This is a genomic window from Mycetocola sp. Y719 (genome assembly GCF_056713205.1).
Map to the genome: position 1 here is coordinate 77,776 of NZ_JBWYGY010000001.1, position 25,192 is coordinate 102,967.

Below are 25,192 nucleotides of genomic sequence, written 5' to 3' on the forward strand. Positions count from 1 at the left end.
GGTTCCGCCACCCAACCTTCGCAAAACGGAAGGAGTGCACGTCCGTGCCTCACATTGTCCAGTTCACTGAGCCCGGCAAGGTCGAACTCGTCGAGACCGACGCCGCGCCACTCGTCCCAGGTACGGTACGAGTCGCCACGTGGTACTCAGGAATTTCCGCAGGCACCGAACTCACGGCCTACCGGGGAACGAACCCTTACCTGAACGCCACATGGGACAGCGAGCGGCGCCTGTTCGTACCCGGCCAGCCCAGCTTCGCCTACCCCGTGCAAGGGTGGGGTTACTCGGAAGTCGGGCAGGTCGTGGAGGTCGCTGACGACGTCTCGACGCTGAGCGTCGGCGACATCGTTCACGGCATCTGGGGTCACCGCAGCGACGCCGTACTGCCGGCAAGTGCTCTCGAGTGGCGGCAGATGCCCACGAGTGTCGATCCGGTCCTCGGCACGTTCGCTCGGGTCGCGTCGATCGCGCTCAACGCCGTTCTCGCGGCCGACGTCCGGCTCGGTGAGCATGTGGCCATCTTCGGGCAAGGCGTCATCGGGCTGCTCGCCACCCGGCTTGCGACACTGTCCGGGGGTCGCGTGCTCGCCGTCGACACCGTCAAGGGACGGCTCGAGAAAGCCGCGGCGTTCGGCGCCGTCGACACAGTCGATGCCCTCCGCGAGGGTGGCGCTGGTGCCTACATCCGGGAAGCGACCGGGGGAGGGGCGGACAGCGCCATCGAGCTGTCAGGGGCCGACCGGGCGCTGCACGAGGCAGTGCGGTCTGTCGTCGTCGAGGGTCTGGTCGCGGCATCCGGCTTCTATCAAGGCGGCGCATCCAATCTGCGTCTCGGGGAGGAGTTCCACCACAATCGCGTGCGCCTTGTCGCGAGCCAGATCTCTGGCGTGCCCGTCGGCCTGGGAGGCAAATGGGACCAACCGCGGCTGGTTCGCACGGTCATGGAGCTCATCCTCTCCGGAGCGGTCGACGCGGAGGCGCTGGTCACCGACGTCGTGGATGCCGTTGAGGTCTCCGACATCTTCGCGCGCCTGGACGCGGGTGACCCCGCGATCCTGCAAGCAGTCCTTCGCTTCGACGCCGCGCCGGAGTACACCCGATGATCGACCTGCCCGACTACCGGCCGCAGGTTCCCGCTTCCCGGCTTCGCGTCGGCCTCGTCGGCGCAGGGGCGATCGCTCGAAGCGCACACCTCCCCGCGTACGCCGCATGGGGCATCCCGGTCACGGCCGTCGCTTCGCGGACACGGGGTTCCGCGCAGGACCTGGCGACCCGCTTCGGAATCGAAACCGTGCACGACACCGTTGCAGAGTTGCTGGCGGATCCCGCGATCGACGTCGTCGACCTCGCCACAGGACCTGTCGGGCGACTTGACCTGATCCAGGCGGCAGTCGACAACGGCAAGCATGTTCTGGCGCAGAAACCGTTGAGCATCGAAGAGTCAGAGCTTCCCCGGTTGTTCGACGTTCTCGGTTTCGCTCGCGAGCGAGGCGTGCGGATCGCCGTGAATCAGAACGCTCGATGGGCGCCTGCATGGCGGCTGGCCACGTTGCTCATCCGCGACGGTGCGATCGGCGAGGTCGTCGGTGTGACGCACCTGCACGACAAGCCGCTTCCCCCACTCGCCGGCACCGCGTTCGATGAGATACCCCACATGCTCCTGGCGGACTACCTCGTGCACTGGATCGACATCACCCGATGCTGGCTCGAAGGCTCCCAGGTGACGTCGGTGACGGCACAGGACTCGCGGGTGCCCGGTCAACCCGATGCGGCGCGCAACCCCTGGCACGCAAGCCTGCAGCTGTCACTCTCAACCGGTGCGAGCGCCTCCCTCCGCATCGTCGGGAACGCCCAGACCAGGTCGGGTGGTTGCCCCTTCTGGATCCACGGCACCGAGGGAACCATCCGGGGCAGCGTGCTCCTCGGCAGCGACTTTCTCGAACTGGAGCGCGGCGACTCCCGCACCCGATTCGCTCTTGAGGGCCAGTGGTTCACCGACGGCTTCGCCGGCGCGATGGGCGAACTCCTCAGTGCGATCGAGGACGACCGAGAACCGGAGAACTCCGCCGCTCACGTGGCCGCATCCGTACGGATCGGTCTCGCCGCAACAGCTTCCGCCGAGGCAGCCGGTTCACCCGTGCAGCCCGTCGATCTGGTTCTCACTCCCGCAAGCGCCCGAAGGAACGCCGCATGAACATCATCGACGAGATACCGGTCACTGCTGCAGCCAAGGTCTACACCGAGGGGTGGCAGAGCTGGAGCCCCACAACCTGGTACCGGCAGGGCGACGCGCTCCAGCGTCCCGACGAGCGATGGCAGCACCTCATGCGGTTCCGCCCCGGAACGCCACTGCCCGAGGAAGGGGTGCAGGGAGAAGGCCTTCTCGTCGTCGACCCGGGAGATGGTGCTGCGGCACGGGTCTACGGCACGCTGGACGCCTCGGTCGACGTGCCGTCGATCCGTGCCGTCTGGCGGGGTGATCGGGTCATCGTGGAGGCCGACAAACCCGTCGAGCAGTGGACGGTACAAGATGCCTCCCCGGCAACGTCCGCAGAACCGCACCCGGCACTCACAAGCTTCGGAGACCGCTTCGGCCGGGCGAACGGTGCCCGTATCGAAACATCTGCGCCTCGGGTGTGGTGCACGTGGTACCGCTACTTCGAAGAGGTCACGGCGGCCGATGTCCTGGAGAATCTGAAAGCGATCGATGAGCGGAAACTGTCGGTCGATGTCGTCCAGATCGACGACGGGTGGAGCCTCGGCACGGGGGAGTGGACGAAGCCAGATCCCCGGTTCGGGTCGCTCGCCGACTCCGTCGCGGCGATCCGCGACAGCGGGCGACGAGCGGGCGTCTGGTTGGCGCCGTTCTCGGTCGGCTCCCGCTCGGATCTTGCGCAACGGCATCCGGATTGGCTGACCGGGCCCGCAGGATACAACTGGGGCGACGACCTCGTCGGTCTGGACCTCACGCACCCGGACGTGCGAACGTACCTCTCGGAGGTGTTCTCCGGCCTGCGTGACATCGGGGTCGACTACCTCAAACTCGATTTCCTGTACTCGGGCGCTGTACCTGCGCGCCGGCACGCGAGCGATGTCACGGCAGTCGCTGCATACCGTTCCGGGCTCGCACTCGTGCGCGAAATCATGGGTGAGGACGCCTACATCCTGGGTTGCGGTGCTCCGATGCTTCCCAGCGTCGGTCTGGTCGACGCGATGCGTGTCTCACCGGACACCTTTCACGAGGGCGGTGAAGACGGCTCCCAGGGGCTTCGAGGCCGGATGTCGCTCGAGGCCCGGGCATGGCAACACGGACGTCTGTGGACGACCGATCCCGATTGCCTCGTCGCACGTCCGTCCTTCGCGCTCCGGGACGAATGGGCCGACATCGTCTTCGCTGCGCCGGGTTTGCGCGGTTTCTCGGACCGGATCTCCGAGCTGGACGATCACGGGCTCGATCTGGTCCGCCAACTTCTGAAGGAGCCAACACGATGACTCATGTCGACCTCGACCACTTGAGGAGCCGACTCAGGCCGCTCGTCGCCGAGCTTTACGCGGAGCGCGCCGATGAGGTACTCGACGCTCTCCTCGATCTCGCACAGCGCTGGGCTCCGGAGCTGGGGCCCACCGACAAGGACCGCCCCGACGAGGGCTCCGCCTACCTGATCACCTACGGCGATGCTTTTCGGCGAGAGGGTGAGACACCACTGCACACGCTCGCATCGGTCCTCAGGGATCACGTCCGGGATGCCGTCACCGACGTCCATCTGCTCCCGATCTACCCGTGGACCTCAGACGACGGGTTCGGTGTCGTGGACCATCGGGAGGTCAACCCGGAGCTCGGCTCGTGGGACGACATTGCGGATCTCCGCGCGGACCACGCGCTGGCGCTCGATTTCGTCGCAAACCACCTATCCAGCTCCAGCCCATGGTTCCAGGGATGGCTCGCGGGCGATCCGCGGTACGCCGGCTACTTCCTCGAGCCCGGTGAAGACTTCGACGTCTCACGCGTCGTGCGTCCCCGGATGACACCGCTCGTCCACGAGTACCAGCGCCCGGACGGGACGGTCGCCCGGGCGTGGACGACCTTCGGACCTGACCAGGTGGACGTCGACCCGAGGACTCCGGCAGTGCTCCTGGACCTCACCGACGTCCTGCTCGGATACCTGTCGCACGGCGCAACCACGGTGCGCCTCGACGCCATCGGCTTCCTGTGGAAGGAGTCCGGCACCACCGGCATCCACCTGCGACAAACCCACGCCATCATTCGACTGTGGCGGATCCTCGTCGATGAACTCGCGCCGGGAACGCTGCTCTTGACTGAGACCAATGTTCCGCACGCGGATAACATCACGTACTTCGGCAATGGGTCCGACGAGGCACACATGGTGTACCAGTTCGCGCTGCCTCCGCTCGTGCTACACGCATTCGTGACCGGCAGCGCCACGGCGCTCTCACAGTGGGCAAGCACCATTGGCCCGGTGAGCGAGACTGCGACGTGGTTCAACTTCCTCGCGAGTCACGACGGGATCGGTATCCGTCCAACCCGAGGCCTGCTGACCGACGACGACCGCGCTCTCCTCGTCGAGCGCGCGCTTGCCCGCGGCGGGCGCGTGTCCATGGCCAGGCACCCGGATGGTACGGAGGATGTGTACGAGCTCAACACCAATTTCCTGGACGCATTGGTGGACCCGAATGACCAGGATCCGGATGCATCGGCTGTCGTGCGGGGACTGGCGGCGCACGCCATTTTGCTGTCGCTCATCGGCGTTCCCGCGATCTACTACCACTCGCTTCTTGGCTCGGGCCAGGATCGCGCCGGTATGGAGGCGAGCGACATCCCACGGCGGATCAACCGCGAAGTGCTCGACGCCGATCAGCTCGCGAAAGAACTCGAGACGTCGCCGCGTCGATCGGGGATGCTCGAAGGTCTGAGGACGCTGCTCGAGCTGCGTCGAGAGTTGCCCGCGTTCTCACCCTTCGCCGATCAGCGAATCGAATTGCTTGACCCCCGCGTCTTCGTCGTTCGTCGTGCAACGGGGACGCCGAACGAGGTGATCGCCGCGATCAATGTCAGCGACGAGACCGTCACCTTGCCATCGTTGGCGGGAACCGACGTGATCTCGGGCCGCTCGTCGGAGGGAATCGAGCTGGAACCATTCGGATACGTCTGGCTGAAACCGCAGTAGCGCGTCGTGGCGTGCTGCACCAATGGCGGAACGGACAATTCTACGGAAGTCTCGCCGGTGGTTTAGACCAGGCCCTCGGACCCAACACCGGCGTCCTCTTCTCCGAGCCGCAGATCGAGAAGATTGACATCCTCGCCGACAAGGTCCCGTCGTAGCGGCCGTGACTATACACCGTGCGCGGGCGTTTAGACATCCCCTTGACCGTTTTGTGCGCGCGTTTGAGCATTGAAGCTCAATCGATTTCGCATTTCTCAATCGATTTCGCATTTGTTGCAGTCGGCCGGAAAGAATACCCGGGCCTGCCGCCTGGAGACATCTGGCCTTCTTCCCTTCAGGTGGACTTGAAGGCCACACTCCTAATTTCCCATCTCCGAGCCGCATCTATGCGCATTCGGGGGATCTCCGCGCCGCCATGTTGCGGCACGCACCCGCGACTCACTTAATCTGCCATGCCCGGAAGCCACAACTACCCCGCCGCGATCGGCCGGGTACAAAGAGAAGAGCATGAAATGAAGGCAGTAGTTTACAAAGGGCCGAACGACGTTTCCGTCGAGGAGGTGCCGGACGCCAAGATCGAGCATCCCTCCGACGTGCTGGTGCGGATTACGTCATCGAATATTTGCGGCTCGGACCTGCACATGTATGAGGGCCGCACGAGTTTCGAACCAGGACGCACTTTCGGGCATGAGAACCTCGGCGAGGTGGTCGAGGTCGGCCCGGCGGTGAGCAAAGTGAAGGTGGGCGAGCGTGTCGTGCTGCCCTTCAACATCGCTTGCGGATTCTGTAAGAACTGCGAGCGGGGCTTCACTAATTACTGTCTGACCATGCAGCCCGAACCCAAGCTCGCCGGCGCAGCGTACGGGTTTGCGGATATGGGTCCGTATCAGGGCGGGCAGGCGGAGTACCTGCGCGTTCCCTTTGGGGACTTCAATTGCCTGCGTCTGGGGGAGGACGCCGTCGAGAAGGAACTCGACTACGTCATGGTCGCCGACATTTTCCCCACCGGCTGGCATGCCACCGAGATGGCCGGGGTCTACCCGGGAGACTCCGTGGTCATTTATGGTGCGGGCCCAGTCGGACTCATGGCCGCATACTCGGCCATAATCAAGGGCGCTGGCAAAGTCATGGTCGTAGATCGCCACAGCGACCGCCTGAAACTGGCGGAACAGATCGGGGCCATCGCGGTTGATGATTCCGCCGTCGATCCCGTCGAATTCGTCAAGGATCAGACGATGGGATTCGGGGCGGACCGCGGCTGTGAATGCGTCGGCTACCAGGCGCACGACCCGGACGGAAACGAACATGCCAATCTGACCCTGAACCGGCTTGTGGACTCCGTCCGGTTCGTCGGCGGCCTCGGCGTCGTTGGGGTGTTCTTGCCAAAGGACCCGGGAGCTCCCGACAAACTCGCCCAGCAGGGTCAGGTGGCATTCGACTACGGAAACTACTGGTTCAAGGGACAGACGATGGGCTCCGGGCAGTGCCCGGTCAAGAAATACAACCGGGCCTTGCGCGATCTGATCGCGGGCGGAAAGGCGACCCCCTCCTTCATCGTGAGCCACGAGTTGCCGTTGGATCAGGCCCCCGAGGGATACAAGAACTTCGACAGCCGTGGTAACGGCTGGACCAAGGTCGTGCTCCACCCGGACAAGGCCGCCTGAGAGCCGGCGGGGTTCTGAGCGCACGGCGCAGGGGAGCTCGCGCGGTAATCGTGGCATCCGGCGTCGTCGAGGACCGCCCTGATCCACCAAGCCAGGTGCACACCGATCACGGCCCCCGTTGAAATCAATCATGAAAGCCCCCGGGTGTGTCCGCGCACGCTCGGGGGCAACGAACCGCCCGGTCCTTTGTCGATGCAATGGAACCCGGAGGTCCTGAGACGCTGGAGGGCAACTTTTTCGATGTCGCACCTGGATCGCAAGGCCCTCGTCTCGGCCGTCATCGGCGTCGCTGTCGCACTCGTCCCGGTGTGGCTCGGCGCTCCGGAACTCGCGCCCCTGGTCGGATGGGCTGTCGCCGGCTGCGTCTTCCTGACGTGGGCGTGGGCTAAGGCCTGGCCCGCTGGTCCGGAGGCCACAGGTGAACTCGCCCTCCACGAAGGCCATTCTCGACACCTGGTTGATTCCCTCATCATCGGCGCGACGTTCGTCAGTCTCGTGGCGGTCGTCTTTGCACTGATCCGGAGTCAAGAGAGGGACCCCATCGGCGTGGCCTCGGCCATTCTGGCGGCTCTCGGCGTGGTAGTCGCGTGGGCTCTCGTCAACACCGTCTACGCGTTCAAATACGCTCGGATGTACTACCACGACGACCGCCATCGCTTCCGGTTCAACCAGGACGAGGACCCGTCGTACAGCGATTTCGCCTATGCAGCGTTCTCCATCGGCATGGCATACAACGCGAGCAATGTGAACGAGTCATCCACTCCCTCCCGCAGGATCGCTCTGGGGCACGCTCTACTCTCCTATTTCTTCGGCACCTTCGTGGTCGCAGTGGCGATCAACCTCGTCGTCAGCCTGGGCCAGTCCAGTTGACGCGACACAGGACACTGGGCGTCAGCAGGTCAGTCCGTTCGCGAGCGCGGCGCGTCGGTCCTCAGCCGTCGTCTCGACCCAGGCGATCGGTCTGACGCCTGTCGCAAGGCCCAGGGTGGCTGGAGCGCCGACCCGGATCGCGAAACGGGCAAGCGGCTAGTTGGGAAACGGTGACTGCCGACTCTGAGCGCTGCGCGTCATGGACTTCGAGTTCGACCGTGCAGGCGCGCCTGCGGACCGCAACGTGTCACGCGGATGCTCCGAAAACTCGCTTCGGTATGCCGCTGCAAACCTTCCGAGATGGACGAAACCCCATCGTGCCGCCGCCTCGGTCACGCTGACCGTGCCCGGCGCTGCCAGTGTCAGTTCCTCGTGCACCTTCTCGAGCCGGAGATGTCGCAGGTATGCCATCGGCGTGGTGTCCAGGGATCGACGGAAGCCCTCTTGCAGGCTGCGCACGCTGAGCGAAACCTCCGCCGCCAGTTCCGCCACGGTCCACGGATGTGCAGGGTTCTCGCGCATGAGTTCGACGGCGTGAGAGACGGGCCGGACGCCAGCGGCGGGCGAGGGTCCTGCCAGCGCGGCTGAGTGATTGTGCGGCTGAGCGAACAACAGACTCTGCATCAGAACCTGCTCCAACCGCTGCACCGCCAGTGGGTGCGCGAGCGGGCCGCCCTCCTGGTCCGACGCCTCGTCGATCATCCGGAGGGTCTGCATCATCATTCGAGCGCTCGGCGTCGTGAGATCAAGCTCTTCGCTGAACTCGAGCGGGCGGGCGAGCTCGTCGCCGAGCAAGTTCTCCACCTCGAGCTGCAACAGGTCGCGAGGGATCATCAGCGAGAGTTGCGCGAATCGCTCCCCGCAGTCGATGTCCACCGGCCGCCCCGGCATGAAGATTCCGGCGGTGTGCTGCGTTCCGTACACCGGAGAGCCGAGGCCGGCTCTCATCGTGGCTCTGCCACCCGTCGGAATGTCGATGTGGTAGTTCTCGGCCTCCGCCGTCTCGATGCTCACAGCATCGTGAAAACTCATGTACCCGCAGGTGAGCCGGCCGACTTTCAGGGCGTTGAGATGCATGTCAACGAGCGTGGAGGTCCGTGCCGAAGGGAAATCGACCGGCAGGAAGACGTCGCCGAGGGCCCGCCGGGCGTGGTCGACATCCCGGCACGACGCGACACGGCGACTCACGAACATTTCGCCAGTGTCCGATCGCATGTAGTGAGTCTATGCGTCACGACTGAGCGCACCGGCGCGCTCGGCGCGCAGACCGGACCCTCCGCTGCGCTGAACGGATATCGGGCACAACGTGCCCGCGCATACGGTTGGCTCCGTCGGGCTCCCCCCGCCCGGCGATGCACTGTGGCCCCTTCGAGCGGGGGGTCACAGTGTGCCCCGCACGTGGCGAATACCAGAAAGGTGGCAGCAATGGGTTCCCACCGAGACCACCAGCATGTTGACGTTCTCGTCCCGGGACGCTGGCTGTGGCAGCGAATCTTCGCGATCCGCTCAGTCGTTGAGTAACGCCAGACGTCGGCGAGCCGCCAACTGGTGGAGAACACGAGACTCGAGGGATCCGTCAGCTTCGTACGGGTTGCGGCGGTATCCGCACGCAATTTTGGGACCACTCTTCTGGGGATGGTTCAGAACGCGAACGCAGGAGGAACGCGAATGGCGTTACCCGAGCGGACCCGCCGAGGTCAGCGTTGCGGGAGTCGACCCCGCAAGGGTTCTCGTCATCGGCGACGGGCCTGCGGCTGGGTGCGGCGTGAGGACCCACCAACTGGGAATCGCCGGACACCTGGCCCGACAGATCGCCGGACGCATCGAGCGCGGGGTCGTGGTGACGGTTGCAGCACAGCCGGACGCGTCGGCTCGCTCCACCCTCAGGGACCTCGACGAGATGCACTTCGATGGCTACGACTCCATCGTCCTCATGCTCGTCACAACCGACGCCTTTTGCCTGACCACTCGCCGCCGCTGGCAGCACGACATGACCGCTTTGGTGCAGACCTTGAGATCTACGGACGCCGTATCCGTGTTCGTGACGAGCACCGCCAGCATGCACGTGGCACGGGCGCTCTCCCCGTTCGCGCGCGGCCTCACCGGCAGCCACGCCCAAATGCTCGATGTCGAGACCAGTCGAATCTGTACTCGGACCGGCACCCCAATGATTTCCCTGGATGCCGCCAGTGGCCTCACGTCTCGCACGTATGCGAAGTGGGGCGCCCGCATCGGTGCGCACGTCGCGGACTCCCTGCATCGTGGGGACGCTGCAACCGAGAATTCGAGATCTTCATTCGCACTGCGGATGTAAGTCGTCACAATGCGGCGGAGAAGAAGGGTGGGGTCGCAGGGGCATACGACCCCACCCTGGGGAGCGGCAGCCAGAACCAGCTCCCGGTTGAACGCGCGAACGCGCCCAAGCCACTGCGAGAACCGCGAGCCAAGAGCCTTCGCATGACGCCGATGGTCTTCGGCGTTCGAACACCGTGTGTTCCCCTCGCCTGGCAGGTGGCTTCTTCAAAATAGGCGTGGTGAGCTCCGTGCGGAATCCGAAAAGCGCGGTGCATGTATCCGATTAGCGCGATACGGATGGGGAGCGACCTCCGGACGCCACCACTGCATCACGACACGTGGCATCAGACGTTTGCGCGCGCTGACGTACTAGAAAATAATAGTGCGCTAACTCACGAGCTTCTCTCAGGAAATTTCTTGGCCACACTGCCTAGGTGATGTGCCCGCATCGCCAGCCCGCGTTCCGACGCCACACTCTCATCCATAAAATATGTTTGATCTGGCATTTATGAGCAGATTTGTTTGGAATCAGGCGGAAGCTGGAGCGATCCGCATCGAATCGCGTCAGCCTCGATCGGGGCAGCGATGGGTTCGAGGTGCGCTTGCATAATCCTGATAGTGCGCTAACATCGCCAATACCAAATCAACAACAAAGGAGTTGAAATGACTGAGCCGTATTCCGTCGTGGCCTTGTCCCCCCTGCAGATCCCCATCGTGGAACCAGAAGATGCGCTGAAGAACACGAAGCGCATCATCGGCTTCATGAAGACCGCCGTGGGAGTCGCTGCGACCGAAGGCGCCCCCGTCAAGCTCGTCGTGATCCCCGAGATGGCGATTCAGGGCATGCACATGGCATTCAAGGCCGGAAACCGCGAGGCGGAGAAGAAGTTCGCCCGCACCATCCCGGGACCGGAAACCGATGAACTGGGCAAGGCAGCTCGTGAGCTGAACACCTACATCGCCGGCGAACTGTATCTCGTCGCCGACGACGACTTCCCGGACCGCTACTTCAACGTCGCCTTCCTGATCGACCCGCAGGGCGAGGTCATCTATCGTCGGGCCAAGGCCACAAGCGACGGGTTCGAGGGCGGAACGCTCGGGACCACCAACCCTCACGACCTGTGGGATGAGTGGGTGGAGAAGAAGGGCAATGGCAACGCACTGGATGCGATCTACCCCGTGGCCAAGACCCCGGATATCGGGAACATCGGCTACGTCATCTGCCACGAGGGCTCCTACCCCGAGATCGCGCGCGGCCTGGCCATGAACGGAGCCGAGATCATCATCCGCGCCACGCTGTTCCAGCCGCAGACGATGAACGGTATGTGGGAAGTGCAGAACCGGGCCCACGCGCTCTTCAACAATGCGATCGTCGTCGCGCCGAACCTCGGACCGGAACTCGGCCCGGACGGAGTGATCAACGACCTCTTCGGCGGCGAATCGATGATCGTGAACCACAAGGGTCAGGTCGTCATCAAACAGGCCGGGATCGTACCAGGCGACTCGTTCATCAGCACCGTCATCGACATCGACCACCTGCGCCGTGAGCGCCAGTCGAACGGTGTCTTCAACGGCTTCAAAGACCTCCGCACCGAGCAGTACGCGGCGATCTACGAGAAGCCGATCTACCCGAAGAACCAGTACCTCGAGGAAGCCCCCGGCGAAGGGTGGCTGGCCCGCGAGCGGGCAACCCGTGCCGCGAACATCGAGCTCCTCAAGGAACGCGGAGTCTTCACGGAAATCAAGTAGCCAGGTCGGATGCCGGGACCAGCACGGTCCCGGCATCCAGCCTCCACCGGTTGCCGACCAGACATCCGGACCTCCGCACACGCGGACATAGCGGTACAGATCTCACACAAAGGAGTGGAACATGATCATCAACCGACGCAACACGCGGGCCAGCCGCATCGTTGCAGGCGCCGCGACGCTCGCGGCAGCCGCACTACTGCTCACCGGTTGCCGGGCTGACAGCGGGGCATCCGATCAGGACAAGTCCAGCGGAGAAGGCCTTGTCATCGGCTGGAGTCAGCGCGGAATCAGCGGCAGCGACTGGTGGAAGACCCTCGTCGACGGCGGCCAGGCCGCAGCAGACGAGATCGGCGCGACCATCGAAGTCCTTGATGCGAACGGGGACACCGTCCGTCAGAACGCCGACATCCAGACACTCATCACCAAGGGCGTCGACGTCGTCGTCATCAATGCCAACGATCCCATCGGCGTCGGCGGTTCCATCGCAGCCCTCAAAGAGGCCGGCATTCCCGTCGTCACCGTGAACTCGAACCTCGACCCCTCCCTCGTGCCGGACACGTTCTGCTACGTGGCCGAGGATCAGGAGGCCACAGGCGCCCTTGCCGGCGACGTCGCGGCCAAGGACGCGATCGAGAAGTACGGCGAGACCGGCGAGATCAAAATCGTCGGAATCGGTGGCTTCCCGGGCGATGTGCTGAGCGACCTGCGCTTCAACGGGTTCATGGAGGGCTTCAACAAAGTCGTCGCCGACTACCCGGGAATCACGGTCAACAAACTCGACACGAAGTACGGCGAGTGGAAGCCCGACAAGGCGCTCGGCCCGATCCGTGACGTTGCCACGGCGAACCCCGACCTGAAGGTCGTCTACAGCATGAGCGACGTCATGAACGGCGGTGTGAAGGAAGGCCTTCAGCAGGCCGGTCTCTGGGGCGATGGGATCATCCTCGCCAGCTACGACGGCGGCATGGTCTCGGTGAAAGAGATGATGGACGACCCCACCGGGCCGCTCCAGGCGACCGCGTCGAACCAGCCGTGGGACCAGGGTGCGACCGCCGTCGAGATGGCCGTCGCCGCATACAACGGCGACCAGTCGGCATGCCCGGACAAGACGCTCTACATCGACACCACCGTCGTGACACCGGAGAACGCCAAGGACTACTACGAAGAGGCCGACACGTACGTGCGCGCGCAAGGCGAGTAGTCGAATTCGGACGTCCCTGGCATCCGCCGCGAATCCCGCGGGTGCCAGGGCACCACCCCCATCTTCACCAGCACCTCAACGAGAGAGAACCAATGAGTCTCGAACACAACGTCACGGCAGCGGAAGACGAGCTGCGCCTCGAAGGAATCATGAAGGGCTACCTGGGTGTCCAGGCGCTCAAGGGCGTCAGCCTTTCGGTCAAGCGAGGATCCATCCACGCCCTCGCCGGGCAAAATGGCGCAGGCAAGTCGACACTGGTCAAGATTCTCTCAGGTGCTGAAACTCCCGACGCCGGTGAAATCTACCTCGGCGGGGAGCTGCAGAAGTTCCGGGAGCCCAGTGACGCGCAGCGCGCAGGCATCCACACGATCTACCAGGAGCTCAGCCTCGTGCCATCCCTGTCCGTCGCGGAGAACATCTTCCTCGGCGAACTGCCGAAGGCGGGCCGCACGATTGTCGACTGGCACGAGATGCAGGTCGAGGCGCGCAAGGCGCTCGCCCGAGTGGGATTCGACCTCGACGTGCGCCGGGCCGTCTCGACCTTCTCGGTCGCCGAACAGCAGGCCGTGGAATTGGCCAAAGCGATCCGCAAGGATGCCCGCGTGTTGTTGCTCGATGAGCCCACCTCGACGCTTCCCCTTCCCGATGTCGAACGCCTGTTCGGCGTGCTTCGGACGCTCGCCGACCAGGGCGTGACCCTGATCTACATCTCCCACCGGATGGACGAGCTGTATTCGCTCTGCGACTCCGTGACAATCCTGCGCGACGGTCGTAATGCCGCCAGCTTCACTACTGCAGACTCGAAACCGGCCGATGTCGTCACCGCAATGGTTGGCAAGAGCCTCGAAGGCTCCATCGCCGATGCAGCGCTTCGCGGCGAACGCAGTCCTCGGCTCGGCGCCGGTCGAAGCGACAAGATCCTGCTTTCTGCCACCGACCTCTGTGAAGACGACCGGGTCTCGGGCGTCAACCTCGAGCTGTATGAGGGCGAGGTGCTCGGCATCTCCGGCCTCATCGGTTCTGGCCAGTCAGAACTGGCCGGCTTGCTGGCCGGTGCCCGTCGGAAGACGGCCGGTTCGATCAGCGTCGACGCGAAGAACGTCACATTCAACAGTCCCAGGGATGCGATTCGTCGAGGCATCGGCCTCCTCCCGCAGGACCGAAAAGCCCAGGGCTTCATCCCCGAGATGAGCGTCGCGGGCAACATCACCCTGGCCAGCCTGCCGATGTTCAGCAGACTCAGCATCATCGACGGGCGCAAGGAAAAGAAGGTGGCCGCCGAAATGGTGAAGAGCATGGGGATGAAGGTCTCCAGCGTCAATCAGTCGGTGAAAACCCTCAGCGGCGGGACTCAGCAGAAGGCGATCCTCGCTCGCTGGCTGGCACGCTCGTCACGACTGCTCATCTGCGATGAGCCCACCCGTGGGGTCGATGTCGGTGCCAAGGAAGACATGTACGAACTGATTCGTGACTTCGCACGCTCCGGCGGCACGGTCATCATCTCCAGCTCGGAGATTACCGAAGCGATGATGTGCGACCGCGTGCTGGTCATGGCGCGCGGCGAGGTGGTCGCCGAATTCGACCACGACGAGATCGACCCGCATGGCCACGCCCTTGTCTCGAAATTCGCCTGACCGGCACCCGCAGTCCCCGTTGAATCCCTCAACCAGTGATGGAAAGAAAATGACAAACAACGCTCTCACCGAAAAGACCCGGTCGACGACGACCGACGCACCCCCACCCAACCGCGCCCTGGTCACCGCCAGGCGGCTGCTCCCCAAGAGCTATCTGATTCTGGTCCTCGTGGCGATCATCATCATCGGTTACTACGTCTCCGGAGACTTCCTGACCATCCGGAACGCCGAGAACGTCATCGCCGCCGCCTCGATCGTCGCAGTCCTTGCCGTCGGTCAGTTCTTCGTGATCCTCACCGGTGGCATCGACCTCTCCGTCGGTTCCACGATGGCCATGTCGACCGTCATCGTCGCCCTCACCCTGCAGACGGGGATGAGTGCGGGTCTTTCGGTCGCTCTGACCCTCGGCGCCTGCGCCATCGCCGGATTCATCAACGGTCTGCTCGTCGTCTGGTTGCGGATTCCACCATTCATCGCGACGCTCGCGATGATGAGCGCCATCAAGGGCTTCAGCTACATCATCCAATCGACCAGCCTCATCCAGATCCTGGACCAGGAGTTCATCCAGGCGTTCGCCCGCGGAACCACACTCGGAGTCCGCAACCCGGTTCTGATCTTCATCATCGTCACGATCATTGCCGCGATCGTCGCGAAGTACACGACCTTCGGCCGTTCTCTCTACGCCATCGGCGGCAACCCGGAGGCCGCTCGGCTCTCCGGTCTTCCTGTGGCCCGCAACCTGCTCATCACCTACACGGTCTCCGGGCTTCTTGCCGGCCTCGCCGGCCTCATCGCCGCTGCGCAGCTGCAACAGGGGAGCTCGCTGATCGGTGTCGGCTACGAGCTCGACGCGATCGCCGCGGTCGTCGTCGGCGGTGCATCACTCATGGGAGGCAAAGGGGATCCGATCAGCGCTGTCATCGGCGTATTCGTGCTCGCCACGATCATCAACATCATGAACCTCGTCGGCATCTCCTCCGAACCGCAACTCGTCATCAAGGGGGCCGTCATCGTGATCGCCGTCTTCCTGTCCAGCGCCGGGGGTGTGCAGCGAATCTCCACGTTCTTCGGGTCACACTTCGGTCGCCGCCCTGTGGCAACTCGCTGATCCGCCGCCAACCGTCAGCCAGAGGGGGACCTGATGCAGGAAGAAAGCCGCACCGAGCGTGGTGCACGCATGATCGATGTCGCGAGACTCGCGGGCGTCTCGCAGCAGACGGTATCCCGCGTCGTGAACAACCACGGCAACGTCAGCACGGATGTCCGGGAACGGGTCGAATCGGCGATCAAGCGGCTGCGCTACCGTCGGAATCCTTCGGCCCGTGCCCTGGCGACCAGCAGGAGCCACAATCTCGGGATCGTGAGCTTCGGCCTGGCGCAGTACGGACCATCCGTCGCCCTCACCGGGATCATCGAAGAGGCCAGACGATCGGGGTACGCGACCAACCTCGTGACCCTGGGTGACGTCGACCGCTCACACATGCGGGCGGCGCTCGACCACCTGCTGGCCGACGCGGTGGATGGGATCATCATCCTCGCTCCCATCGAGGCGGCATTGCACGCCATCGAAGGCATCGACACCCACGTTCCTCTCGTCGCATTCGAGCCCGGTGCGGATGAGGGGACAACGAATGTCGGCACCGATGAAGTCCTCGGCGCAGCGCTGGCCACCCGCCATCTGCTCGGGCTCGGCCATGAGACGGTGCATCAGGTCAGTGGACCTGACGGCTGGCTCGGAACCCGCGCCCGGCTGAAGGGGTGGGCGCGTGAACTGGCCAGCGCCGGGCTGTCATCGCCAGAGCCGATTGCGGGGGACTGGTCGACGTGTTCCGGCTATGCGGCCGGCCTCGCAGTCGCCGCTGACCCGACGATCACTGCCGTGTTCGTCGCCAACGACCAGATGGCGCTGGGCGTCATCAGCGCCATTCAGGCCTGCCAGCTCGGGGTGCCGGAGGACATCAGCGTCATCGGCTTCGATGACGTGCCCGAGTCACCGTTCTACATCCCGGCGCTGACCACACTTCGTGTCGACTTCGGCGAGGTCGGGCGCCTCGCCGTCGACCGGATCCTCAGCCTCATGAACGGCGACGCCGCCGAACCGATACCGCGGGTCACACCCGAACTCGTGGTGCGTTCCAGCACCGCCCCGCCGCCCAAATTCCGCCGCGCGGGAATCATCCCACAACCGGTCTCACCATTCGACTGACTCGGTCGAGATCGATCGTCTGAAACCGCATCACCGAAAGAAAAGAGAAACCCATGTCTTACCGTCAACTTGGCACGACGCCGCTGTCTGTGTCACCCATCTGCGTCGGGACCAGCGCCCTCGGCAGCTTCCCCGCACAATACGGATACGAGGTCGACACCGAGACCGCCGTCGCGACCATCAAGACCGTCTTCGATGGCCCGTTCAATTTCATCGACACGTCGAACGAGTACGGCGGAGGCGACAGCGAGAAGCGCATCGGGCAGGCGATCCGGGAGCACGGTTTCGTGCCGCAGGGCGTCGTCATCGCGACGAAGGTCGATCCGCTGCCAGGAAGCAGCGACTTCTCAGGGGACCGGGTCCGCCGCTCCGTCGAGGAGAGCCTCGAGCGTCTCGGCCTCGACGTGCTGCCGCTCGTCTACCTGCACGACCCCGAGAAGATCACCTACGAGGCCGGTATCGCCCGCGGCGGGCCGCTTGAAGCATTGATCGAATTGCGCGACCAGGGTGTCATCAAACACCTCGGTGTTGCCGGCGGGCCGATCGACCTCGAACTGCAGTATCTCGCCACCGAGGCCTTCGACGCCGTCATCAGCCACAATCGGTACACCCTCGTCGAGCAGACCGCCGAGCCCCTGCTCGACGACGCCCAGGCTCGCGGCGTGGCTTTCATCAATGCGGCGCCGTTCGGCGGCGGGATGTTGGTGAAGGGCCCGAAGGCCGTGCCCACCTACTGCTACGCGCCGGTCAGCCAGGCCACCCTTGAGCGCGTCGGTGCGATGGAGCGCCTGTGCGCCGACTTCGGGGTCCCGCTCGCGGCTGCTGCCCTGCAGTTCTCCACCCGCGACGAGCGAGTCACGTCGACGATCGTCGGAATGTCCGAGCCGCGACGTGTCGCTCAGACCGTCGAGCTTCTCGAGTTCGCCATCCCCGACGAGCTGTGGGATGCCCTGCTTCCGCTGGCCCGTGTGGGCCGCAATGGAATCGAAGAGGACGCGGCCTGACCGCCCGCCTCATTTCCAACGAACAGAAAGTCAGAACATCATGAAGACCAAGAAGAACCCTGACCCCGTAGACGTGGTCATTGTCGGCGCCGGCGCCGGTGGTGCGACCGCAGCGAAGGTCCTCACGGAGGCCGGCATGACCGTCGTCGGGCTGGAGCGTGGCCCCTGGCTGAAGCCGGAGCACGCTTCTGGCGACGAGCTCAAGTACCTCAACCGCAATTTCATCTGGCAGGACCCGAAGCTGAAGCCTCGTACCTACCGGGCCAACGACACCGAAGAAGCGGTCATCACGAACTTCTCCGCCACACCGCAGGTCGTCGGCGGTGGGACCACCCACTGGGGCGGAATGGTTCCTCGGATGACAGCAAGCGACTTCAAGCTCCGCTCGCTCCATGGTGATGTGCCCGGGGCAAGCCTCGTGGACTGGCCCATCACCTACGACGAGCTCGAGCCCTACTACACGCGAGTCGAGTGGGAATTCGGGACGTCCGGTCTCGCCGGTGCGAACCGTTGGGAGGGGCGTCGCAGCCGTGGCTACCCGACGAAGCCCTCCCCGTTGAGCCAGATCGGCCGCACGTTCGCGACCGGAATGGACAAGCTCGGCCACAGCAGTTTCCCGATGCCGCAGGGCATGGTCACAGAGCCCTACCGCGGCCGCCAGCCGTTCAGCGAGAACGGGTTCTGGCAGCAGTACCCCGACCCAGGTACCGGCAAGTCTTCCACCCTCATCAGCTTCATCCCGGATGCCGTGAACACCGGCCTCTATGACCTGCGTTCCGACTGCTACGTCAGCGAGATCCTCGTCGGCAGGGATGGGCGCGCAACCGGTGTCCGCTACCAGGACGAAAACGGCGACGAATGGGTGCAGTACGCGAAGGCGGTCATTGTTGCCGGCGGCGGTATCGAGACGCCGCGGCTGCTTCTGATGTCGAAGTCGGCACTGTTCCCCGACGGCCTCGCGAACAGCAGCGGACAGGTGGGGAAGAACGCGACGTTCCACCAGTACTCGTTCTCGGTCGGACTCTTCGACCGCAATCTCCGCGACCCGTTGTACGGCTGGTCGGGGCACTACATGAGCGGATGCTCGTTCGACTTCTATGAGACCGACGAGAGTCGCGGACACATCCTCGGGTCACTGATCTTCCCATCGATGCTCGGGCACCCGGTCAACTGGAGTTTCCCAGGGCGGCCGACGTGGGGCTCCGCCGCGAAGGACGCAGACCGCGAGCTGTTCAACCACTCGATGAAGATTGGCATCCTGCTCCACGACCTTCCAGTGGAGAGCAATAGGGTCGACCTCGATCCGACGGTCCGGGACGCGTGGGGACTCCCTGTCGCACGCATCACGCACACGCCGCACTCCAACGACTACGCGCAGGAGAAATGGCAGGTGAAGAAGAACGGCGAGATCCTCGAGGCGGCCGGCGCAAGCAAAGTCGTTCCGGTCAACATGGAACGCATCACCGGAAACACCTCGCACGAACTGGGAACGACCCGGATGGGCAACGACCCCGCGACCTCCGTCGTCGACCGCTGGTGCCGCACGCATGACGTGCCGAACCTCTACGTCTTCGACGCCAGCTTCTTCCCGACGGCGACCGGGATCAACCCGGCGCTGACCATCATGGCCAACACCTGGCGTTGCGTCGACCGGATCCTCCAGGTCGACCGCCACACCTGGTCCTGACATCCACCGACAAGAGAAACAGGAGACAACGACATGGGACAGGCAGAATGGGTGACGGTGCCCATCTCGACACGTGATGTCGAGGGGCCTATATATTTCAGCCAGGAGGAGTGGGACACGATTGAAGCGGCCACGGCTCGCATCATTCCGACAGATCACCACCCTGGTGCACGAGAAGCCAAGGTCGTCCGCTTCATCGACCGGATGCTCGCGGGCACGCAGTTCGTGTTCCCGGCCGCAGACGGGATCGGCTGGCTGCGCATGGAGGGACGTGAAGAAGAGGCCTGGCAGGAACGGATCGCGTTGCGACAGGCACTGTATTCGAACGGCGTGAAGGAACTCGATGAGGTGGCCCACGACAGATTCGGTGGACGCTTCGTCGACCTCGCAGACGAGCAGCAGGATGCGGTCCTCGAACAGATTTCGGGAAAGCCGAAGCCGACGCCGTTCTCGTTCGACGCTCCCGAGGACGACGGACTCGGCGGCGCGCCCGCTGGAAACCAGCCTGTGAACGAAGACTTCCTCGACTTCTTCCCGCTGCTGGTGCTGAACACACGGCAAGGCTTCTATGGCGACCCGGTGTACGGCGGTAACGAGAACCGGGTCGGGTGGGCTGTCATCGGGTTCGACGGTCCTCCGACACTGAAATCGACGATGGACGGCAGCTATACGACGAAGAAGTACATGATCCCGGACGCGGAGTGGCCGTACGAACGGCACCCGGAGGTACTGCGCTACCGGCGACCGTAGACCGCACCGAACGGCGGGGCGCAGCACCTCATTGCGCCCCGCCACACCTCTCGGCCGCAGCCGACCTCACCGTGTCCCGCCCGTGCTCCGGGCATACTGGGCTAGGGTCGAAATCCCGGACAGGGAGGGGTCTCAGGTGAGTCGTACCGCATCCAAATCGCGCGGCGCCCGCATGGTGGATGTCGCGAAGCTGGCGGGTGTGTCACAGCAGACGGTGTCCCGTGTGGTCAACCGCGCTGACAACGTCGCGCCGGAAATCCGCGCGCGTGTGGAGCAGGCGATCGAGCAACTCCAGTACCGACGCAACACCGCAGCCGCGGCACTGGCCAGCAACCGCACCATGAACCTCGGGGTGCTGAGCTACGCGCTGTCAGTGCACGGTCCTTCCCTCGCCCTCGTGGGAATCTCGGAGCAGGCGCGACGAAACGGCTACTCCACACGCCTCGTCACCCTCGCGGCGTTGGACCACGCGACGGTCCGTGCAGCACTCAACGAACTTTCTTCGGACGAGGTCGACGGCATCATCGTCCTCGCGCCGCTGACCGCTGCGATGGAAGTGTTGCGTGGTGTCGACAGCGATGTCCCTATCGTCACCTTCGAACAGGGATCGGCTCCGTCCGCGACGAGCGTTTCGATCGATGAGGTTCAGGGAGCGCGCGCGGCGGTCCGCCATCTGCTCGACCTCGGCCACGAGACGGTCTGGCACATTTCCGGACCGGCCGGATGGATGGCCTCGGACGCTCGGCAATCAGGCTGGGCCACGGAACTCTCCGAGAGCGGACGACGCACCCCGCCGCCCGTAACGACCGCCGACTGGAGCGCAAGGGCTGGATATGAAGCCGCGCTCCGGCTGGCGGACGACCCCAGCGTCACCGCTGTCTTTGCGGCCAACGATCCGTTCGCTCTTGGTGCAATCAAGGCGTTTGACGAGCGAGGGATAGATGTGCCCGGACGAGTGAGCGTCGTGGGGTTCGACAACGTGCCAGAGGCGCGTTATTACAAACCATCTCTGACAACCGTCGTCCTCGACTTCGAAGAGATCGGCTACCGTGCCGTGGACCAGATCCTGACCATGATGCGCGGGGACGAGACCCAACTCATTCCGTTGATCGAGCCGCATCTGATCGTGCGAGACAGCACCGGGTCTGCTCCCGGTTGATCGCCAGGTCTGCGCCATCACAGGTCTGCGCCATCAAGGGAGCCGCCGGCACCAAAGAAGATGACGGACGGGGTCCTGCCCCTCGTCGCAATCGCGGCAACCGATACTTCGGCGAATCGAGCGGTCCAGTGGCGCATCGACTCCTCGTCCGGAGGGAGCCCTGCTTCGGGCTGGGCGCAGCCGTTCGAGTGTGACGTTGATCGAGTACCGGAGTGGTCTCATCTCGTTGCTCTCCTTCGATGCGTGCCTCGCGTTCGTCGGACCGTCCTCAAACGATTGCCGGTGCCGTATCTCATGGACGCCCCAAATCGCTCCCATTTGTAGCTCCGTCGCGAGCAAACCCGCCCGCAGATCGAACGCCAGCACAGCCATGCTCGAATACTTGCGGCGGGCATGGGGAGAATCTTTTGGAGGGCTCGGGGTGCGCGCTAAAAGGGGTTCAAATGGTCATCATTTAGTCATCACATTCAACTTCATCTGATCCGAATTGACCGAGTACAATCGGAGGCAGTGAACCGCCCGGTTCCCTGTAAACACAAGGGAATCCGCCAGTTTCGGAGATTTTCGGCAAAACCCGAGTTTAGGTTATCTCCTTACAAGGGGTCGCAGGTTCAGATCCCGCTTTCGATGCTTGATTGGAAGCTCCCCTTTCCCCTCGCTCGGCGCACCGCCACGGCGTCGTTCTCCCGAAGGTCGGGCTATTTCTGGTCGTCCAGACCGTCCGGACGAGCTCGACGACATCGGGCCTCTCCCGAGGCGAATCGACGAGACCCGGAGGCACCTCACCAGTTGAACTTCCCGGCTCGCGGTGGCCGTTCCGAGAATGTTGTCGCGGGACCGCCCAATGGTGCGCACGGGCTTGCGCGCGCCAGGTTACAGGAGCAACGTATCTGGGACGGACCGAAGGTGGCGAAGCGCTATGTCGAATTTCATGCTCAATCTGCCCATCGATATTCCCTGGCACCGCCGCTGTGTGAGCGAGGATATGCTCGACGTCTCGATGAGTGACGGAGTATCGCCGCGTCGATGGCGCTCATCGATCGCGATCTTCGACTATGAGCCAGGCGAGGATGATCAGAACCACGACGGCATGATCATCAGCTACCTCAAGATCGCCTGCACCCTGACCGGATATCAGGTGGACGGAGCGGAGATCGGTGTCGCCCGCAGCGGGTCGCGCAGCTACTGGAAAGATAAGCCAGGCATCGAGGACTACACCAGCAAGCTCGCCTCATACTTCGCGTGTTTTGGAGCGGTGTTGGAAGTGACGTTGCGTCCGAAAGACTCCGATACTCCACGAAGCGAGATTCCCTATTTTCTTGACTTCGAGCCCAAGAAGCGGGAGATGTATCAGCTGGCGTCCGACACGAATGAACGCCAGTCACGGTCGATCGAAGACGTCAACGCCACGAAGTCGGCGGGCAATACTCAGTCGCTGGAAACGTACGACATCGACATGGGCGGTGGTGGGTTCGGGGCCAACGCATCTTTCGCAGGCACCGGCGGCGGGTTCACCTATAGCGCGCCGAATGGTCAGTGGGGCACCAAGAAGATCAACTCCGACCAGACGATGACCTCCCGTTCCGACACTATCGGAGATGAGAGGCGCGAAACCTATTCCTTCTCCACTCAGATTTCGCAGCTGTACCACCAGCTCGACAGCTACCACCTGGGCACCAACCGCGCGCTCTTTTTCGTTCTGCCCCGGCCGCACACGCTGGAGACGGAGCGAACGTTCGTCAATGGCATCCGCAACATTGAGGGAATCCAGGAATTTTTCTTGGTTGTGGCGCGACCGAAGGATCAGGAGGGGTTTTGCGTCGAGGCATACCTGGAAACGGGGCACATCGGCAAGGTGGCCCGTAGCGAGACGGAAGAGATCCCCGGCAGCGAGCTGACAACGACGTGGACCGACGCATATCACGCGCAGCCGAAGGGCGATGATGACGAAACCACCGTGTACGACGACCGGGATCGCCAGTGGGTGGCCGACACGTTGTACCCGGGGCAGGGATACAAGATCAAGTCGGCAGTTCTTACCTCCACTGGACCGGAAGAGCATTCGAACAAGAACGACCATCCGCACCTGGTGGACACCGCCCCCTTCATTTCGAAACAGACTCCCGACTACCTTGTCGTGTCAGGCAAAGTGCACTCTGGTTTCGCAAACTATGGCCCAGGCTACGAAGATCGCTTCGAGCACGTCACCTATCCGTTCGTTGTGTCGATCACGCTGGTGAAGATGCGTGCCGTCGAGCGAAGCACCGACACGCTTTTTATGACGGCGCGCAACCTCAACTGCTGTCCGCCGACGGATTTCAGGGTCATTGATGGCAACCGCATCCACTTCGAATACGACCTGAAATCGACGCCGGCGATTCGGGGCCGCCAAAGCTCGCAGCTCGACTACTCCCACGCCCAGCACGTCGCTTTGCAGGAGGGCCTGCGGGCGAGTGCGAGCAGCCCTCTCGGGCGTTACGAAGAAGGACTCACACTGGCCCAGACCAACTTTGCCGCTCGGTTGCTGGCCAGTGAGGTGCCGGGCGTGCAGCAGGTTCCCCTGCGCCGGCTGGCCGATCTCTCAGGCGAGCTGCGCGAGAAGCTTTCACGTCTGCGAGATTCTGCGACTGTCGGGGATCTGCTGAGGATGCCTGTGCAGATGCAGCAGGATGTGCTTGGGCTCTCGTTCGGGGAGGCGCTCGAATTGCGGGATGTGCTGACGGGCGCCAGCCACGTCAACCGTGACCCAGCCGACGCCTGGCTGAGCACCGATCAAAAGTCGCGGCTGTTCCGCGACCCTGGCGAGGATGAACAGCCCTCCAGGGAAGTCCCGGACCAGAACCTTCACTGACATGCGGCTCGGGGCAGTGAGTTACTTCTTCGGGCCGGACCGGGAACCGTTCGCTCCCACCCAGGATGGTTTCGAAGGTGAACGCGCGGGCGCGCGGCCCTGCCACGGCATCCCCAGTGCAGCGGTCGTGCGAGGCATCCGCGACGCGGTGATTTCCTCGGATTCCTGGAACAGGCACGGTCATCTTCTTGGGTCGGACCCGCACGATCCGGAAGGGCGCGAGTATCGCCGGTGGGCGGGTGACAATGCGGTTCTCTCATTCGACGCCTCGGCGCTGTGCGTCCGCGAGTACTTGACCCTCCGGGAGAAAGGCGCGCGTGGCGACGATGCATCCGGGGCCAGCGGAACTGACGACGACGCCAGCCAACCGTGGGAGGTTTGGGGCATCAAAGAAGGCCACACATCGAGCATCTGGCAGGTCAGCCGCCGGTCGAGTGCCGCAGACCCGGGCGAACGGTTCGCCGTCTCGGTGGCGCGCGACAGCCAAGCGGCAACCGACCTGCGTTGCACAACCGAGCTGATCAGGACGCTGAATTCGGACGATCCCGAACTGCGCGTGGTGCGCATCCTCGACCAGCAGGAGGTGCTCACACTCAGCCAGGGGGAGTCAGTGCGGGTTCCGGTGGTGGCGGCCGAGTGGGTCGACGCACTGGAACTGCACCCTGTCTCCGGCGGCGAAGATGCCGAGCTTGTCGCGGTGGAGCGCTTCATCCACACCCACCCGGGGCGCATCGCCTCCGTTCGTGGAGTTCGACTCGACGCCGCACAGCGCACCGCGGTGGAGGAGGAGTTGGCGGACGTGCTCAGCCGGGCCTCCGCCCACCGACGACGACGCGGCGAACCCGCCCTGACGGTGAACCTCGCCCACGGCGACGTGGTGTGGGGCGGGCAGCACATCACAGTGGTGGATTTCGACGATGCGGCAGCGAAATGACAAGG

General features: G+C 63.9%; 19 protein-coding genes. 18 read left to right on the forward strand and 1 reads right to left on the reverse strand.

The annotated features are described in order from the left end of the window. The first annotated feature begins 44 nt into the window (after positions 1-44). From AC1M0F_RS00275 to AC1M0F_RS00300, 6 genes are all read left to right on the forward strand, one after another. A complete protein-coding gene (locus AC1M0F_RS00275; protein ID WP_480236204.1) occupies positions 45-1,103 on the forward strand; it encodes a zinc-dependent alcohol dehydrogenase in 1,059 nt (352 codons plus the stop codon). Beyond that, complete coding sequence (locus tag AC1M0F_RS00280) at positions 1,100-2,194, forward strand: Gfo/Idh/MocA family protein (RefSeq protein WP_480236205.1); 1,095 nt, start codon at positions 1,100-1,102, stop codon at positions 2,192-2,194. Before AC1M0F_RS00275 ends, AC1M0F_RS00280 begins: the two co-directional genes overlap by 4 nt. Beyond that, a complete protein-coding gene (locus AC1M0F_RS00285; protein WP_480236206.1) occupies positions 2,191-3,492 on the forward strand; it encodes a glycoside hydrolase family 36 protein in 1,302 nt (433 codons plus the stop codon). Before AC1M0F_RS00280 ends, AC1M0F_RS00285 begins: the two co-directional genes overlap by 4 nt. Further along, on the forward strand, positions 3,489-5,186 hold the full coding sequence (locus AC1M0F_RS00290) for an alpha-amylase family glycosyl hydrolase (protein WP_480236207.1): 1,698 nt from the start codon (positions 3,489-3,491) through the stop codon (positions 5,184-5,186). The genes AC1M0F_RS00285 and AC1M0F_RS00290 overlap by 4 nt, the downstream gene beginning before the upstream one ends. Before the next feature lie 449 nt (positions 5,187-5,635). Then, the gene (locus AC1M0F_RS00295; protein WP_480236208.1) at positions 5,636-6,847 is read left to right on the forward strand and encodes a glutathione-independent formaldehyde dehydrogenase; all 1,212 of its coding nucleotides are present in this window, start codon (positions 5,636-5,638) and stop codon (positions 6,845-6,847) included. Positions 6,848-7,087: 240 nt separating this feature from the next. Next, on the forward strand, positions 7,088-7,717 hold the full coding sequence (locus tag AC1M0F_RS00300) for a DUF1345 domain-containing protein (RefSeq protein ID WP_480236209.1): 630 nt from the start codon (positions 7,088-7,090) through the stop codon (positions 7,715-7,717). A gap of 156 nt (positions 7,718-7,873) precedes the next feature. Here AC1M0F_RS00300 and AC1M0F_RS00305 read toward each other — a convergent pair whose 3' ends face one another. Then, positions 7,874-8,932, reverse strand: a complete 1,059-nt coding sequence (locus tag AC1M0F_RS00305; protein WP_480236210.1) for an AraC family transcriptional regulator — start codon at positions 8,930-8,932, stop codon at positions 7,874-7,876. 550 nt (positions 8,933-9,482) lie between these two features. On the opposite strand from AC1M0F_RS00305, the gene AC1M0F_RS00310 reads away from it, so the two are divergent. From AC1M0F_RS00310 to AC1M0F_RS00365, 12 genes are all read left to right on the forward strand, one after another. After that, positions 9,483-10,031 (forward strand): SGNH/GDSL hydrolase family protein, encoded by a 549-nt coding sequence (locus AC1M0F_RS00310; RefSeq protein ID WP_480236211.1) that lies wholly within the window; start codon positions 9,483-9,485, stop codon positions 10,029-10,031. Between the two features lie 644 nt (positions 10,032-10,675). After that, complete coding sequence (locus AC1M0F_RS00315) at positions 10,676-11,761, forward strand: nitrilase-related carbon-nitrogen hydrolase (protein ID WP_480236212.1); 1,086 nt, start codon at positions 10,676-10,678, stop codon at positions 11,759-11,761. Between the two features lie 121 nt (positions 11,762-11,882). Continuing rightward, entirely contained in the window at positions 11,883-12,962 is a 1,080-nt protein-coding gene (locus AC1M0F_RS00320) for a sugar ABC transporter substrate-binding protein (RefSeq protein ID WP_480236213.1), read from the forward strand. Positions 12,963-13,054: 92 nt separating this feature from the next. Beyond that, positions 13,055-14,596, forward strand: a complete 1,542-nt coding sequence (locus AC1M0F_RS00325) for a sugar ABC transporter ATP-binding protein (RefSeq protein ID WP_480236214.1) — start codon at positions 13,055-13,057, stop codon at positions 14,594-14,596. A 49-nt stretch (positions 14,597-14,645) separates the two neighbouring features. Beyond that, entirely contained in the window at positions 14,646-15,704 is a 1,059-nt protein-coding gene (locus AC1M0F_RS00330; RefSeq protein WP_480236215.1) for an ABC transporter permease, read from the forward strand. A 33-nt stretch (positions 15,705-15,737) separates the two neighbouring features. Further along, positions 15,738-16,802: a LacI family DNA-binding transcriptional regulator gene (locus tag AC1M0F_RS00335; RefSeq protein WP_480236216.1), complete on the forward strand. Its 1,065-nt coding sequence runs from the start codon at positions 15,738-15,740 to the stop codon at positions 16,800-16,802. 53 nt (positions 16,803-16,855) lie between these two features. Next, entirely contained in the window at positions 16,856-17,806 is a 951-nt protein-coding gene (locus tag AC1M0F_RS00340; protein WP_480236217.1) for an aldo/keto reductase, read from the forward strand. 40 nt (positions 17,807-17,846) lie between these two features. Further along, entirely contained in the window at positions 17,847-19,493 is a 1,647-nt protein-coding gene (locus AC1M0F_RS00345; RefSeq protein ID WP_480236218.1) for a GMC family oxidoreductase, read from the forward strand. A gap of 33 nt (positions 19,494-19,526) precedes the next feature. Next, positions 19,527-20,243 (forward strand): gluconate 2-dehydrogenase subunit 3 family protein, encoded by a 717-nt coding sequence (locus AC1M0F_RS00350; protein WP_480236219.1) that lies wholly within the window; start codon positions 19,527-19,529, stop codon positions 20,241-20,243. 136 nt (positions 20,244-20,379) lie between these two features. Beyond that, positions 20,380-21,402, forward strand: a complete 1,023-nt coding sequence (locus AC1M0F_RS00355) for a LacI family DNA-binding transcriptional regulator (RefSeq protein ID WP_480236220.1) — start codon at positions 20,380-20,382, stop codon at positions 21,400-21,402. Between the two features lie 919 nt (positions 21,403-22,321). Next, positions 22,322-24,253 (forward strand): hypothetical protein, encoded by a 1,932-nt coding sequence (locus AC1M0F_RS00360; protein WP_480236221.1) that lies wholly within the window; start codon positions 22,322-22,324, stop codon positions 24,251-24,253. A 1-nt stretch (position 24,254) separates the two neighbouring features. Beyond that, entirely contained in the window at positions 24,255-25,187 is a 933-nt protein-coding gene (locus AC1M0F_RS00365) for a hypothetical protein (protein WP_480236222.1), read from the forward strand. The last annotated feature ends 5 nt before the right edge of the window (positions 25,188-25,192 follow it).

Excerpts from the sequence above, each read along its gene's own strand:
- AC1M0F_RS00335 (WP_480236216.1), top strand. The coding sequence starts at position 15,738 with ATGCAGGAAGAAAGCCGCACCGAGCGTGGTGCACGCATGATCGATGTC.
- AC1M0F_RS00330 (WP_480236215.1), top strand. The coding sequence starts at position 14,646 with ATGACAAACAACGCTCTCACCGAAAAGACCCGGTCGACGACGACCGAC.
- AC1M0F_RS00365 (WP_480236222.1), top strand. The coding sequence starts at position 24,255 with ATGCGGCTCGGGGCAGTGAGTTACTTCTTCGGGCCGGACCGGGAACCG.
- AC1M0F_RS00295 (WP_480236208.1), top strand. The coding sequence starts at position 5,636 with ATGCCCGGAAGCCACAACTACCCCGCCGCGATCGGCCGGGTACAAAGA.
- AC1M0F_RS00300 (WP_480236209.1), top strand. The coding sequence starts at position 7,088 with ATGTCGCACCTGGATCGCAAGGCCCTCGTCTCGGCCGTCATCGGCGTC.
- AC1M0F_RS00320 (WP_480236213.1), top strand. The coding sequence starts at position 11,883 with ATGATCATCAACCGACGCAACACGCGGGCCAGCCGCATCGTTGCAGGC.
- AC1M0F_RS00350 (WP_480236219.1), top strand. The coding sequence starts at position 19,527 with ATGGGACAGGCAGAATGGGTGACGGTGCCCATCTCGACACGTGATGTC.
- AC1M0F_RS00315 (WP_480236212.1), top strand. The coding sequence starts at position 10,676 with ATGACTGAGCCGTATTCCGTCGTGGCCTTGTCCCCCCTGCAGATCCCC.
- AC1M0F_RS00360 (WP_480236221.1), top strand. The coding sequence starts at position 22,322 with ATGTCGAATTTCATGCTCAATCTGCCCATCGATATTCCCTGGCACCGC.
- AC1M0F_RS00340 (WP_480236217.1), top strand. The coding sequence starts at position 16,856 with ATGTCTTACCGTCAACTTGGCACGACGCCGCTGTCTGTGTCACCCATC.
- AC1M0F_RS00280 (WP_480236205.1), top strand. The coding sequence starts at position 1,100 with ATGATCGACCTGCCCGACTACCGGCCGCAGGTTCCCGCTTCCCGGCTT.
- AC1M0F_RS00305 (WP_480236210.1), bottom strand. The coding sequence starts at position 8,932 with ATGCGATCGGACACTGGCGAAATGTTCGTGAGTCGCCGTGTCGCGTCG.
- AC1M0F_RS00325 (WP_480236214.1), top strand. The coding sequence starts at position 13,055 with ATGAGTCTCGAACACAACGTCACGGCAGCGGAAGACGAGCTGCGCCTC.
- AC1M0F_RS00285 (WP_480236206.1), top strand. The coding sequence starts at position 2,191 with ATGAACATCATCGACGAGATACCGGTCACTGCTGCAGCCAAGGTCTAC.
- AC1M0F_RS00345 (WP_480236218.1), top strand. The coding sequence starts at position 17,847 with ATGAAGACCAAGAAGAACCCTGACCCCGTAGACGTGGTCATTGTCGGC.
- AC1M0F_RS00290 (WP_480236207.1), top strand. The coding sequence starts at position 3,489 with ATGACTCATGTCGACCTCGACCACTTGAGGAGCCGACTCAGGCCGCTC.